Source organism: Albidovulum salinarum (assembly GCF_025673475.1).
GTDB lineage: Bacteria > Pseudomonadota > Alphaproteobacteria > Rhodobacterales > Rhodobacteraceae > Albidovulum > Albidovulum salinarum.
The window spans coordinates 37,724-50,554 of record NZ_JAOVQO010000020.1 but is presented as its reverse complement, the minus strand read 5'-3'; the positions used below and the strand labels follow the sequence as shown (position 1 = coordinate 50,554).

The 12,831-nt window shown below is 70.3% G+C and carries 10 protein-coding genes; 8 read left to right on the top strand and 2 right to left on the bottom strand.

From position 1 onward, the window contains the following. Positions 1–54: 54 nt before the first annotated feature. The 8 genes from leuB to OEZ60_RS18590 all read left to right on the top strand — a co-directional run bounded on the left by leuB (position 55) and on the right by OEZ60_RS18590 (position 10,035). Positions 55–1,140 (top strand): 3-isopropylmalate dehydrogenase, encoded by a 1,086-nt coding sequence (leuB, locus tag OEZ60_RS18625; protein ID WP_263339504.1) that lies wholly within the window; start codon positions 55–57, stop codon positions 1,138–1,140. Further along, entirely contained in the window at positions 1,137–2,828 is a 1,692-nt protein-coding gene (locus OEZ60_RS18620) for a GMC family oxidoreductase (protein ID WP_263339503.1), read from the top strand. The genes leuB and OEZ60_RS18620 overlap by 4 nt, the downstream gene beginning before the upstream one ends. After that, complete coding sequence (locus OEZ60_RS18615) at positions 2,825–4,432, top strand: 5-guanidino-2-oxopentanoate decarboxylase (RefSeq protein WP_263339502.1); 1,608 nt, start codon at positions 2,825–2,827, stop codon at positions 4,430–4,432. Before OEZ60_RS18620 ends, OEZ60_RS18615 begins: the two co-directional genes overlap by 4 nt. Continuing rightward, a complete protein-coding gene (locus OEZ60_RS18610) occupies positions 4,420–5,901 on the top strand; it encodes an aldehyde dehydrogenase family protein (RefSeq protein WP_263339499.1) in 1,482 nt (493 codons plus the stop codon). The genes OEZ60_RS18615 and OEZ60_RS18610 overlap by 13 nt, the downstream gene beginning before the upstream one ends. Positions 5,902–5,976: 75 nt before the next feature. Beyond that, positions 5,977–6,813, top strand: a complete 837-nt coding sequence (locus tag OEZ60_RS18605) for a 3-methyl-2-oxobutanoate hydroxymethyltransferase (protein ID WP_263339496.1) — start codon at positions 5,977–5,979, stop codon at positions 6,811–6,813. Between the two features lie 10 nt (positions 6,814–6,823). Beyond that, on the top strand, positions 6,824–7,867 hold the full coding sequence (locus OEZ60_RS18600) for an Ldh family oxidoreductase (protein WP_263339493.1): 1,044 nt from the start codon (positions 6,824–6,826) through the stop codon (positions 7,865–7,867). Further along, a complete protein-coding gene (locus OEZ60_RS18595) occupies positions 7,864–9,183 on the top strand; it encodes an MmgE/PrpD family protein (RefSeq protein WP_263339491.1) in 1,320 nt (439 codons plus the stop codon). Before OEZ60_RS18600 ends, OEZ60_RS18595 begins: the two co-directional genes overlap by 4 nt. Before the next feature lie 3 nt (positions 9,184–9,186). Beyond that, positions 9,187–10,035, top strand: coding sequence for an HTD2 family dehydratase (locus tag OEZ60_RS18590; RefSeq protein ID WP_263339489.1), 849 nt, complete (start codon positions 9,187–9,189; stop codon positions 10,033–10,035). A gap of 91 nt (positions 10,036–10,126) precedes the next feature. On the opposite strand, the gene OEZ60_RS18585 is transcribed toward OEZ60_RS18590, so the two are convergent. Both OEZ60_RS18585 and glpK read right to left on the bottom strand, forming a co-directional pair. Then, positions 10,127–11,284 carry an iron-containing alcohol dehydrogenase gene (locus OEZ60_RS18585; protein WP_263339486.1) on the bottom strand — a complete coding sequence of 386 codons (1,158 nt, stop codon included), beginning with the start codon at positions 11,282–11,284 and terminating at the stop codon, positions 10,127–10,129. A 3-nt stretch (positions 11,285–11,287) separates the two neighbouring features. Then, on the bottom strand, positions 11,288–12,775 hold the full coding sequence (gene glpK, locus OEZ60_RS18580; protein WP_263339483.1) for a glycerol kinase GlpK: 1,488 nt from the start codon (positions 12,773–12,775) through the stop codon (positions 11,288–11,290). Positions 12,776–12,831 lie beyond the last annotated feature (56 nt).

The following is a 12,831-nucleotide window of genomic DNA, read 5'->3' as shown; positions in this document are numbered from 1 at the left end:
AACCATGCAAGCCTGCTAGCGTCACACCGAAGACCCTTTTGGAATGGTTGCGCTATGGCGGACTTCTCCATCCTTGCCCTTGGCGGCGACGGGATCGGTCCCGAGGTTCTCGCTGCCGCGCTCGACGTGACCGAGGTGGCCTCCGGGCTGGCGGGCATCCGGCTCGATATCGCCGAGGATCTGCTTCACGGCGCGGCCTGGGAGGCCCACGGCACCTTCTGCCGCGAGGAGACGGTGACGGCGGCGAGGGCTGCCGACGCGGTTCTGGTCGGCGCCGTGGGCGGGCCGGAATGGGACGATATCCGCGTGCCCGGCGGACCTGAGATGCAGGACGGGCTGATGCGGCTCCGCAAGGCGCTCGACGCCTATGCGGGGTTGCGCCCCGCCCGCGCCTGGCCGGAGCTCGGGCGGTTCACGCCGTTCCGCGCCGGGCTCGCCGAGCGGGCCGATATCATGGTCCTGCGCGAGATGACCGGCGGCGTGATGTTCGCCTCCCCGCGCGGGCAGGAGCGGCGCGCGGGCCGCCGCTACGGCTTCGACACCGCCGCCTATGACGAGGACGAGATCGCCCGCATCGCCCATGCCGGCTTCCGCCTCGCGCGGACGCGCAAGGGGCGGCTCGTCTCGGCCGACAAGGCCAACGTGATGGAAAGCTACAAGCTCTGGCGCGCGGTGGTGACCGAGGTCGCGGCCGAATACCCGGACGTGACGCTCACGCACATGTACGCCGACAACTGCGCCTTCCAGATGATGCGAACTCCCCTGGCCTTCGACGTGGTGATGGGCTGCAACCTGATCGGCGATTTCCTGTCGGACCTCGCCGCCGTGGTCTCGGGCTCGCTCGGGCTCCTGCCCTCGGCCTGCCTCTGCGGGTCACCCGGAGGCCGCGTGAAGGGCATCTACGAGCCGGTCCACGGCTCGGCCCCCGACATCGCCGGGCAGGGCATCGCCAACCCGGCCGGCACAATCCTCTCGGTGGCGATGATGTTCGAGCATTCCCTCGCCCTGCCCGCCGTCGCCCGCCGGATCGAGGCGGCGGTGGAGCGGGCGCTGGTCTCGGGCCATCTGACCCCCGATCTCGGTGGCACGGCCACGACTCGCGGATTCGCGGACGCGGTCATCGCGGAGCTGCGCGCATGACGGGCTTCGACTATATCGTCGCCGGCGGCGGATCGGCGGGCTGCGCGCTGGCGGCGCGGCTGGCCGAGGACCCGGAGGTGACGGTGGCGCTCGTCGAGGCGGGCGGCGGGGGCCGCGACCTCTTCATCCGGATGCCCGCCGGCAACGGCTTCATATTCGGCAATCCGAAGCATGACTGGGGCTATTCCTCGGTGCCGCAGGCGGCACTCGGCGGGCGGCGCATCTACTACGCGCGCGGGCGTGGGCTCGGCGGCTCGTCGATCATGAACGGCATGATCTACATGCGCGGCGTGGCGGCGGATTATGACGGCTGGCGGCAGATGGGCCTGCCGGGCTGGTCCCATGCCGACCTCCTGCCCTATTTCCGCCGCTCGGAGGGCGCGCGGGACCGGCGCGATCCCTGGCACGGGGTCGGCGGGCCGCTGAAGACCGAGTTGTCGGCGAACTTCGGCGCGCTCGACCAGGCGTTCATCGACGCCGCGCGGGCGGCCGGGCACCGGCGTCTCGACGATTTCAACGGCCCCGACCGCACCGGCGTCGCCCGCACCGATTCCACCGTCCACCGCGGCATCCGCCAGTCCTCGGCCATCGCCTATCTGGGGAGGCGGCCGGGAAACCTGACCGTGCTGACCCATCGGCAGGTTGCGCGCGTGACCTTCTCCGGCAGCCGCGCGACCGGGGTCGAGACCGTGACCGGCGAGCGTTTCGAGGCGCGGCGGGAGGTGATCCTCTGCCAGGGCGCCTTCGCGACGCCGCAGACCCTGATGCTGTCCGGGATCGGCCCCGCCGCGCATCTGGCGGCGCATGGCATCCCGGTCGTGGCCGACCTGCCCGGCGTCGGCGCGCATCTTGCCGACCATGTCGATGTGTCGATGCAATACGGCTCGGACCGGATGGACCTGTCGCTCGCCCGCCACCAGCGGCTCGACAAGGCGGCCGCGCTCATGGCCAACTGGCTTCTCTTCAAGCGGGGGCCCGGCGGCGGGGCGTTCTTCTCGGCTGTCCTCTTTCACGCCTTCGACGACCCCGCCCTGCCGGAACTGGAAGTCTTCATGACCCCGATGATCGTCGAGGAGAACCTCACGAACGGCGACCGGGAGCGCACCCCGTGGTCGCAATGGCTCGGCCGCAAGCTCCTGGTGCGGGGCCGCAAGGTGGCGAAACCGGGGGTGCAGATCGACATCAACCAGGAACGGCCCCGGTCGCTCGGCACGGTTCGGCTGGCGAGCGTCGACCCGAGGGCGCATCCCTTGATCGACCCGAACTACTACGCAGACCCCCGCGATCTCAAGGAACTGGTCGCCGGCGTGAAGGTGATGCGCGAGGTGATGGCGCAGCCCCAGATCGCCCGCTATGTCACCGGTGAGCTGGAGCCGTGGCGGGACGCCCGGACCGACGCCGAGATCGAGGCGGCGGTGCGGGCCACGACCTATACCGGCCATCACCCCTGCTCGACCGCGCGGATGGGGGGCGACCATGACCCGATGGCGGTGCTTGACGCCGGGTTGCGGGTCCGGGGGGTCGAGGGGCTGCGCGTATGCGACGCCTCGGCGATGCCGACCCAGATCACCGGCAACCTCAACGCCACCGTGATCGCGATGGCCGAGAAAGCCGCCGACCTGATCCTCGGCCGCCCCGCCCCGGCCCCCGAGTTCCCCTCCGAACAGCCGAAGGAGACAGCGGCATGAGCATGACCTGCGGCGAGGCGACGATGCGGCTTCTGGCGCGCTACGGCGTCACCACGGTCTTCGGGATACCGGGCGTCCATACGCTCGATCTCTGCCGGGGGCTTTCGGGCGGAGCGAATGCCGGTGCGATCCGCCACGTCCAGACCCGCAACGAACAGGGCGCGGGCTTCATGGCCGAGGGTTGGGCGCGGGCGACCGGCGAGGTCGGCGTCGCCGTCGTCATCTCCGGCCCCGGCGTCACCAATGCCGCGACGGCGGTTGGCCAGTGTTATGCCGACAGCCTGCCGATGCTTCTCGTTTCGGCCGAACCCGAGGCGAGGACCATTGGCAAGGGCTGGGGGGTGCTCCACGAGATCACCGAGCAGAAACGGGCGACCGAGCCGCTTTGCGCCTTTTCCGCGACCGCGCGGCGGGCGGCGGATGTTCCCGACCTGATGGCCCGTGCGTTTTCGATCTTCGCGAGCCAGCGCCCGCGTCCCTGCCATATCTCGCTGCCGATCGACGTGCAGGCCGAGATGGTCGAGGAGATATGGGAGCCTGTCGCCCTGCCCGCCCGTCCCGCGCCAGCGCCGGCTCAGATCGCCGAGGCGGCGCGGATGCTTCGGGCCGCGACCTGCCCCGTGATCATGATCGGCGGAGGTGCCGCCGGCGCGGCGGGGGATCTGACAGCCATTGCCGATACCCTGGGGGCCGTCGTCATCGCCTCGACCGCCGGCAAGGGGATCGTGGCGGACGACCATCCGTTGTCGCTCTCGGCATCGACCGTCAGGCCCGAGGTGCAGGCGTTCCTTCCCGAGGCCGACGTGATCCTCGCCGTCGGGACGGAGCTTTCCGAGACCGACAGTTTCATCGAGCGGATGGAGCTGAGGGGCCGGATCATCCGGGTCGATATCGACCCCGCGAAGATCAGCGATCTCTATCCTGCGACGCTTGGCATTGTCGCCGATGCCGGGTCCGCCATGGCCGCGCTCCGGGTGGCGCTGGCGGAGGTCCCGGGTCGGGACCGGGACGGCGTGGCGCGTGTGGCGGGGCTGCGCGCGCGGATCGCCGCGAACCTGAGCGGCTCGGAGCGCCGGCACGCGAAGCTTCTGGCACTTCTCGACCGGATCGCGCCCGAGGGCACGGTCTGGGCGGGCGATGCCTGCCAGCTCGTCTATACCGGCGCCTTCGCGATGCCGGTGCGCAAGCCGCGGCACTGGTTCTATCCGGCGGGGTTCTGCGCGCTCGGCAATGCGCTGCCGAACGGGATCGGGGCGAAGCTGGCGCGACCGGACGCGCCGGTCGCGGTGCTCGCCGGCGATGGCGGCTTCATGTTCACCATGCCCGAGCTCGTCACCGCCGCCGAGGCGCGGCTCGCGCTGCCGATCGTCATCTGGGAGAACGGCGGGCTGAAGCAGATCCAGGACGACATGGACCTGCGCGACATCGCCCGGGTCGGGGTGGAGGGGATCAACCCCGATTTTGTCGCCCTCGCACAAGCCTGCCACTGCCACGGCACCTACGCTGACAGCGCGGCGGCTTTCACCGAGGCCTTCCAGGGCGCCTTCGAAACCGACCGGCCCACGGTGATCGTGGTGAGGGAGAACGACGCATGGCTGAGCTGAAAACCTATCGCTACTTCGCCGGAAATGCCTGGCACGAGCCCGCGACCGGGCGCTGGTTCGAGAGCGAGAACCCGGCCACGGGCGAGGTCTGGGCGCGCGTTCCCGATTGCGGCGCCGAGGATGTGGCCCGCGCGGTCGCGGCGGCGAAGGCGGCGTTCCACGACGGTCCCTGGGGGCGGATGATGCCGGCCGAACGCGGCCGGGTACTGCGGCGGATCGGCGACGTGATCAGTGCCCATGCCGAGCGGCTCGGCGCAGTCGAGCTGCGCGACAACGGCCGGCTGCCGAACATCGCGCCGGGGCTGAGGGCGGGCGGCTGGCAGGTGGATTCGTTCCACTATTACGCCGGCATGTGCGACAAGCTCGAGGGCCGGCTCATCCCGGCCGAGGTGCCGCACATGCACAATTACCTGACCTGGGAGCCCTTTGGGGTCGTCGCGCTGATCCTGCCGTGGAACTCGCCCGTAGGCACCTTGATCTGGAAACTCGCGCCCTGCCTCGCGGCAGGCAACACGGTGGTGATCAAGCCCTCCGAACAGGCCTCGTGCTCGACGCTCGAGCTGATGGAGGTGCTCGAGGAGGCCGGGCTGCCACCCGGCGTGGTGAATGTCGTCACCGGCTTCGGCCCGACGACGGGCGAGCCGCTGATCGACCACCCGGACGTGCGGATGGTGAGCTTCACCGGCGGCGCCGCCGGGGGGCGGGCGGCGGCGACCATCGCCGCGCGGCAGGTGAAGCCGACGGTGATGGAGCTTGGCGGCAAGTCGCCGCAGATCGTGCTGCCCGACGCCGATCTCGGCCTCGCCGTCAACGGCGTCGCTGCGGGGATCTTCCCGGCGGGCGGGCAGAGCTGCATCTCGGGCTCGCGGCTCCTGGTCCACCGCTCGGTCATCGACGCGTTCACCGAGCGGCTGGTCAACGTGGTGAAGAAAGCCCGCACCGGCCCGCCCGACGACCCCGCCTCGCAGATCGGTCCGATCGCCAACCGCCCGCATTACGAGGCGATCCTAAAACGGATCGCGGCGGCCGAGGCGGCAGGGCACCGGCTCCTGCTCGACGGCCGCATGGCCTGCCGCGACAAGGGCTATTACATCGGCCCGACGATCTTCGCCGACGTGCCGAACGCGTCGGAGCTGGCGCAGAACGAGGTCTTCGGCCCCGTGGTCTCGACCGAGGCCTGGGACGCGGAGGCCGAGGTCATCCGCACCGCCAACGACACGCCCTACGGCCTCGCCGCCGGGATCTGGTCGCGCGACGTCGCGAAGGCGATGCGGATGGCCGGGCGGATCGAGGCCGGCACCGTCTACATCAACAACTACTTCAACGCCGCGACGCAAAGCCCGGTCGGCGGCTGGAAACAGTCCGGCCACGGCCGCGAGAACGGCTGGGAGGGGATGCGCGCCTTCCTGCAGACGAAGTCGGTCTGGCTCGCGACCGATCCGCACCAGGCCGACCCCTTCCCCGCCTGAGCACTTGGACATGGCGACGAAGCGCGATCACCGCCAACCGCAAGAAACGGATCTACGGATCATCAGGAGACGGACGTGAAACGCATCTACGACTTCGGGCGCAGGCCCTCGGCCCGCAACTACACGGTCGCCGACCTCAAGGCGCTGAAGGGTTCGGGACGGAAACTGTCGATGTCGAACCCGGCCAATGCCGCGGAACTGCGCGCCTGCGTCGAGGCTGGCATCGACCTTCTGGTGGTCTGGGCCGAGCAGATCGAGGAGGTGCGCCAGATCGCGCCGCATCACTTTGCCGGGGTCGGCTCGACCTGGGCGCAGTTCGGCACGCTGCCCGAGATCATGGACCACGCCTTCGAGATGATGCGCAAGGGCGGCGACATGTATTACACCTTGCGCTCCTACGACGTGATGGAGGCGCTGGCGAAGGAGGGCATCCCGGTCCAGAGCCATATCGGCCTGATCCCGACCTTCAGCCATTATTCCGGCGGCTTGCGCGCCTTCGGCCGCACCGCGGACGAGGCGATGGAGATCTACCGCACACTGAAGCGGATGGAGGATGCGGGCGTCTTCGCGGTCGAGGCCGAATGCATCGCCGAGGAGGTGCTGGAGGCGGTGAACGGCAAGACCTCGATCGTCACCTTCTCGCTTGGGTCCGGCAAGGCGGGCGACGTGATCATGTCCTTCGTCGCCGACATCTGCGGCGAGGCGAGCGAGGAGTCGAAGCCGCCGAAACACGCCCATGCGTTCGGCAATGTCGGCCGCCTGCACAGGCAGATCCATGAGGAACGGGTGGCGGCCCTGAACGCCTTTCACAGCGAGGTCGCGGCGGCGAACTTCCCCTATCCGCAGACGAATATCTCGATGCACCCGGACGAGAAGTACAAGTTCCTCGAAGCGCTCGACAAGGCGTCCTGAGGCGGGACGAATGGCCGAGACCCGCTCAAAGCTGGACCTGCGCGGCGGCCGGGTGTCTGTACCGGCCGGGGAGGCCGTCGCGCGTGCCGCCGCCATCTTCCGCGCGCTCGGCACGACGGAGGACGTCGCGCAGCAGGTGGCGGAGCATCTCGTCGATACCAGTCTCTGCGGCATCGAAAGCCACGGGCTTATGCGGGTCCTGCAATATGCCGAGCAGATGCGCTCGGGCTATCTGAAGGCGGGGGCCGAGCCGGTTTTCCGGTCTACGGCAACCGGGACGCATGAGGTGGACGGGCAAGGCGGCATCGGCATCCCGGCGATGCGGCTGGCCTTCGCCGGGGGCTGTCGGCAGGCGCGGGAAAGCGGCATCGCGGCGCTCGCCATCCGCAATGTCGGCCATACCGGGCGGCACGGCGCCTTTGCCGACGAGGCCGCGCGGGACGGGTTCCTGACCTTCCTCATGGGCGGCGGCAACCGCGAGACCTGGCGGCAGGTGGCGCCCCATGGCGGGGCGAAGGCGATGCTGCCGACCAATCCGTGGTGCGTGGGGATTCCGGCGGGCGCCGACGGCCCCGTGGTCATGGACTTCGCGACCTCGAAGATCGCCGGCGGCTGGATCTATGCCGCGCGCTCGGCGGGCGCGCTCCTGCCCGAGGGCTGCGTCATCGACCGCGAAGGCAACCCGACCCGCGACCCGGAGGATTACTTCGCCGGCGGCGCGATCCTGCCGGCAGGCGAGCACAAGGGCTATGCGCTGGCGCTGATGGCGGAACTGATCGGCGAGGCGATGCTCGGCCCCGCCGCCACCGAGTGCAACTGGCTCCTGATCTGCATCGACACCACCCGTTTCCGCGCCGCGCCGCGCATGGCCGCCGTGGCCGAGGAGATCCTGTCCGAACTCCGCGCCTGCCCGCCCGCGCCGGGCTTCGACCGGGTCGAGATCCCCGGCGAGCGCGAGCGCGCCCATCGCGCGGCCTCGGGCGGCGAGATCGCCGTGCCGGAGGCGACCTGGGCCGAAATCGGCGCGCTGGCGCGGTCGCTGGGGGTGGCATGAGCAGCTTTTGCGAGAGCTTCGCACTTTGGGCTTCGGGCGTGATCGTCCCCGAAACGGCGCGGGAGGAGGCGCGGCTCGCCCTTCTCGACACCTTCGGCTGCATGATCGCGGGCTGGAACGAGCCCCAGACCCGCGCCGCGCGCGGGGCCTTCGCGTCCGAGGACACGGCGACCGCCACCGCGCTGATCCTCGGCACGGCCGCCCATGCGCTCGACTTCGACGATTACGAGGTTCCCGGCTCCACCCATCCGAGCGCCCCGATCCTTGCCGCCCTCCTCGCCCTGACGCGGGCGGGGAACCGACCGCTCGACGATCTCCTCGACGCCTATGTCGTGGGGTTCGAGGCCATCACCCGCCTCGGCGCATGGCTGCGCTACGACCATTACAATGCCGGCTGGCATGCCACCGGCACGCTCGGCAGCGTGGGCGCGGCGGCGGCCTCGGCGCGGCTCCTGGGGCTGCCCGCGCCCACCTTCGCCCATGCGCTCGCGATCTCGGCGAGCCTTGCGGGCGGGCTCAAGGCGCAGTTCGGCACCGATGCCAAGGCGCTCCATGCCGGGCTTGCCGCCCGCGCGGGGATCGAGGCGGCGCGGCTCGCCGCTGCCGGGGCGACCGGTGCTGCCGGGGCTTTCGAGGGCCGCTTCGGCTTTGCCGCCCTGCATCACGGCGCCAACGCAGATCCCGGCGAAGTCCTCGCGCGGATCGGCCGCCCGCTCGGGATCGCCGAACATGCGATCCTGCGCAAGCCCTGGCCCTCTTGCGCCTATACCCACCGGGTGATCGACGCGGGCCTTGCGCTCCGGCCCCGCCTGCCCGATCCGGCGGACTGGGTGCGGATCGTCATCCGCATGCCCGAGCCTTACTTCCGCGTCTCGGAATTCCTCAGGCCCACAAACGCCAACGAGGCCCGGTTCTCGGCGACCTATTGCGCGCTCGCGGCCCTCGTAGACGGCGCCGTGGGCCCGCAGAGCTTCCGGTCCGAGGCGTTCCTCCGTCCCGCCATCGCCGCACTTCTCGACCGAACCGAGGTCGATGCCTACGATCCCGGCCCCGTGCTCGACGACATGAGCCCCGATCACCCGGACAGGGTGACGGTGCATCTCGCCGGCGGCGGCACCCTGTCCGAAACCGTCGGCCATGTCGCGGGCGGTCCGGTGCGGCCGATGTCGCCGGCCGATATCCGCGCCAAGTTCGCGGCCTGCGGCGGCGATGACGCCACCGCCGCGCGCCTGCTCGATCCGGACGCGGATGCCCGCATCGGGCTTGGCCCCGTCCTTGAGGGGCTTGCCCTCGCCCCCCTCACGCAGAAGAGTTGAGCCATGGACCGAACGATGGACCCCGCGATCCTCAACCAGTGGATCGGCCGCAGCGAGATCCGGTCGGACAGGATCCGGGCCGAGCCCGCGAACCTGATGGAGATGACGCTCGACCGTGACCCGGCGCTCCGCGACGGCGATCCGCTGCCGCCGCTCTGGCACTGGCTCTATTTCCTGCACTCGGCGAAACTCAGCGACCTCGGCCGCGACGGCCACCCCGCGCTCGGCGGCTTCCTGCCGCCGGTAGCGTTGCCCCGGCGGATGTGGGCGGGCGGGCGGCTCGGCTTCTCCGCCCCGCTGAGGATCGGGGCTACGGCGACGAAAACCTCGACGATCAAGGACGTGGCGCTGAAGCAGGGCCGTTCCGGCGCGCTCTGCTTCGTGACGGTGCGGCACGAGATCGCGACCGTTGACGGCCCGGCGCTCTGGGAGGAGCACGACATCGTCTACCGCGAGGACCCGCGTCCGGGCGACGCCGCGCCGGTGCCGCCGGTTGACGAGGGCGGCTGGGACGTCACGGAGACCGTCAAGGCCTCGGAGGTGATGCTCTTCCGCTACTCGGCGCTGACTTTCAACGGCCACCGCATCCATTACGACCGCGACTATGCCCGCAACGTCGAGGGCCATGCCGGGCTGGTGCTCCACGGCCCGCTGATCGCGACGATGCTCGCCGACCTCGCGCTGCGCCAGAACACCGGAGCGACCTTGCGCGCCTTCGAGTTCCGCGCCTTCAGCCCGATCTGCGACGGTCAGGCCTTCACGCTAAACGCACGGCAGCAGGACGGGACCACCGAGCTTGCCGCCGCGCGCCCCGGCGCGGGGCTCGCCATGCGCGCGACAGCGACGGTCTGAGGCGGCCCCTAAACCGGGGCGCCGCGCCGCCGCACGACGCGACCCGGTGAACGGCTCTTGCGGAGCATCGCCGCCGAGGCTCGAAGGCGGCTCAGAATGCGTCCTGCAGAATCTCGGCCAGATCCTTCGCCGTCAATGGCACCGGATTCTTGCGGCTGGAAGACGCGGTGACGGCGGCAACGGCAAGGTCGCCCAGCGACTCCCGGTGGATGGACCAGTCGGCCAAACGCGGCAGGCCCTGCATGTCCATCCACCGCTCCAGCCCCGAGAGCGGATCCGCGCCGTGATGCGGCGGGAATATGCGCGAGATTTCTCCGACACTTTCGGACAGCCGGCGCTGCGCATCGTCACCCACGGCGGCGAGCGCATGATTGCGGCGCAGGACCGGCGGCAGGAGCCGTCCGCAGAGCGCTCCATGCGGGGCTGAACTGCATGCGCCGAGAACCGAGGCCAGACCGTGGGCGGCGCCAAGCCCGCCATTGGCGAGCGCCAGACCGCTGGACAGGCTGACCCAGGACAGGTCGCACATCGCCTGCGGGCTGTCCGTCTCGATCACGCGGCGCAGGGCGTCGAGCCCCGCGGCGATCGCCGGGCGGCTCAGGGCGTCGGAGAAGGGGGTCCGGGCAGCGGAGACATAGGCCTCGATCACCTGCGTCACGGCGTCGAGCCCCGAGTGAAGCTTGACGGGCATCGGGGCCGAGCGCATCAGCTCCGGATCGACGAGGGCGACCTCGGGGGTGATGGCCCGCCCTCTCAAGCTGATCTTCGCGGCGCGGGACGGGACACCGAGCACCGCGTTGGCGGTCACCTCGGCGCCCGTGCCGGCCGTGGTCGGCAACGCGATGCAGGGCACCCGTGCCGGTGTCGCGAGAAGGTGGGCGTCGAGGGTCTCGAAATCCTCGCCGAGCCGCAGATTGTGCGAGAGGAGGAAGGAAAGCACCTTGCCGGTGTCGATGACCGATCCGCCGCCGCAGGCCACGACCGCGTCCGGCACCGCGCCGTTCAATGCCTCGCAGGCCGCGTTGACGGAGCCGACCGTGGGCTCTCCCGCGCAGCGCAGCACCACGGGGTCAAGCCCCTGTTCGCGCAGGCAATTCAGGACGGGTTCGGCGGCACTGCCGCCCTGCCCCTGAACGAAGGCGATGGTCCGCGCTTCGGCGGGCAGGAATGCGGGCAACTCGCGATGTGTGCCGGGGCCGAAGCGGATGCGGGTCGGGCAGGCGATCGAGAACGCCGGGGCATCGGCCATCGGTCAATACCCCAGGGTGCTTTGCACCGCGCGTTTCCAGTTGGCATGTTTGGCGGCGCGGGTGGCGTCGCCCATCGCGGGTTCGAAGCGGCGCTCGAGCGCCCAGCCCTTGGCGAATTCCTCCCGCCCGGGATAGAGGCCGGCGCGCTGGCCGGCGAGCCAGGCCGCCCCCATCGCGGTGGTCTCGAGGACGCGCGGCCGGTCGACCGGGGCCCCGATGATGTCGGCCAGGAACTGCATCGCGAAATCCGAGGCGCTGAGCCCGCCATCGACGCGCAGCACGCTGCTGGCGCCGTCCTGCGACCAGTCCGCATACATCGCGTCGAGAAGGTCGCGGGTCTGGTAGCCGACGCTTTCGAGCGCCGCGCGGGCAAGCTCGTTCGGTCCGGAATTGCGTGAGAGTCCGAAGATCGCGCCGCGGCTTTCCGCGTTCCAGTAGGGCGCGCCGAGGCCGGTGAAGGCCGGCACGAGGATCACCTCCTGGGTCGGATCGGCCTGCTCTGCCAGGGGCTGGGTCTCGGCGGCCGCGCGGATGATTTTCAGCCCGTCGCGCAGCCATTGCACCACCGCGCCGGCGATGAAGATCGAGCCTTCGAGCGCGTAGGTCGGCTTGCCGTCGAGCTGGTAGGCGATGGTCGTGAGCAGCCGGTTCTTCGAGGCCACCGGCGTCGCGCCGGTATTCAGAAGCGCGAAACACCCGGTCCCGTAGGTCGATTTCATCATTCCGGGTGCGAAGCAGGCTTGTCCGACCGTCGCCGCCTGCTGGTCGCCGGCCACGCCGAGGATCGGCAATTCACGACCGAAAAGATCGGCGCGCGTGTGGCCGAAGTCGGCCGCGCTGTCGCGCACCTCGGGCAGCATCGCCATCGGGATGCCGAACCGCTCGCAGATGGTGCGGCTCCAGCGGCCCTTGTGGATGTCGTAGAGCATCGTCCGCGCGGCGTTGGTCGCATCGGTGGCATGAACCGCACCGCCGGTGAGCTTCCAGATCAGAAAGCAGTCGACGGTACCGAACTTCAGCTCGCCCCGCGCCGCGCGCTCACGCGCGCCGTCGACATGGTCGAGAATCCATCTGAGCTTGGTGCCGGAGAAATACGGGTCCGCCAGCAGCCCGGTCCGCGCGGTGATCGTCTCGGCGAAGCCGGTGTCGCGCAGCTCCTTGCAGAAATCCGACGTCCGGCGGTCCTGCCAGACGATCGCGTTGTGAACCGGCTGACCGGTCTTCGCGTCCCAAACAAGGGTCGTCTCGCGCTGGTTGGTGATGCCGACGGCGGCAATGTCGGAAGGCTTCAGCCCAGCCCGCTCGATGGCGGCGCGGCAGGTTCCGGCGGTCGTCGACCAGAGGTCCGCCGGGTCATGCTCGACCCAGCCGCTGGCCGGGAAATGCTGCGGAAACTCTTCCTGGGCTGCCGCAACGATGCGCATCGCGCTGTCGAAGACGATGGCGCGGCTCGATGTCGTGCCCTGGTCGATGGCGAGAACATGGGTCATGGGGCCGCCCTGTCAATTTGTGAACTGGCCGGTTGGAAGGACCGGATGGCCGGGGC

Coding starts and splice junctions, on each gene's coding strand:
- OEZ60_RS18610 (WP_263339499.1), top strand. CDS start 4,420: ATGGCTGAGCTGAAAACCTATCGCTACTTCGCCGGAAATGCCTGGCAC.
- OEZ60_RS18615 (WP_263339502.1), top strand. CDS start 2,825: ATGAGCATGACCTGCGGCGAGGCGACGATGCGGCTTCTGGCGCGCTAC.
- OEZ60_RS18590 (WP_263339489.1), top strand. CDS start 9,187: ATGGACCGAACGATGGACCCCGCGATCCTCAACCAGTGGATCGGCCGC.
- OEZ60_RS18585 (WP_263339486.1), bottom strand. CDS start 11,284: ATGGCCGATGCCCCGGCGTTCTCGATCGCCTGCCCGACCCGCATCCGC.
- OEZ60_RS18600 (WP_263339493.1), top strand. CDS start 6,824: ATGGCCGAGACCCGCTCAAAGCTGGACCTGCGCGGCGGCCGGGTGTCT.
- OEZ60_RS18595 (WP_263339491.1), top strand. CDS start 7,864: ATGAGCAGCTTTTGCGAGAGCTTCGCACTTTGGGCTTCGGGCGTGATC.
- leuB (WP_263339504.1), top strand. CDS start 55: ATGGCGGACTTCTCCATCCTTGCCCTTGGCGGCGACGGGATCGGTCCC.
- OEZ60_RS18620 (WP_263339503.1), top strand. CDS start 1,137: ATGACGGGCTTCGACTATATCGTCGCCGGCGGCGGATCGGCGGGCTGC.
- glpK (WP_263339483.1), bottom strand. CDS start 12,775: ATGACCCATGTTCTCGCCATCGACCAGGGCACGACATCGAGCCGCGCC.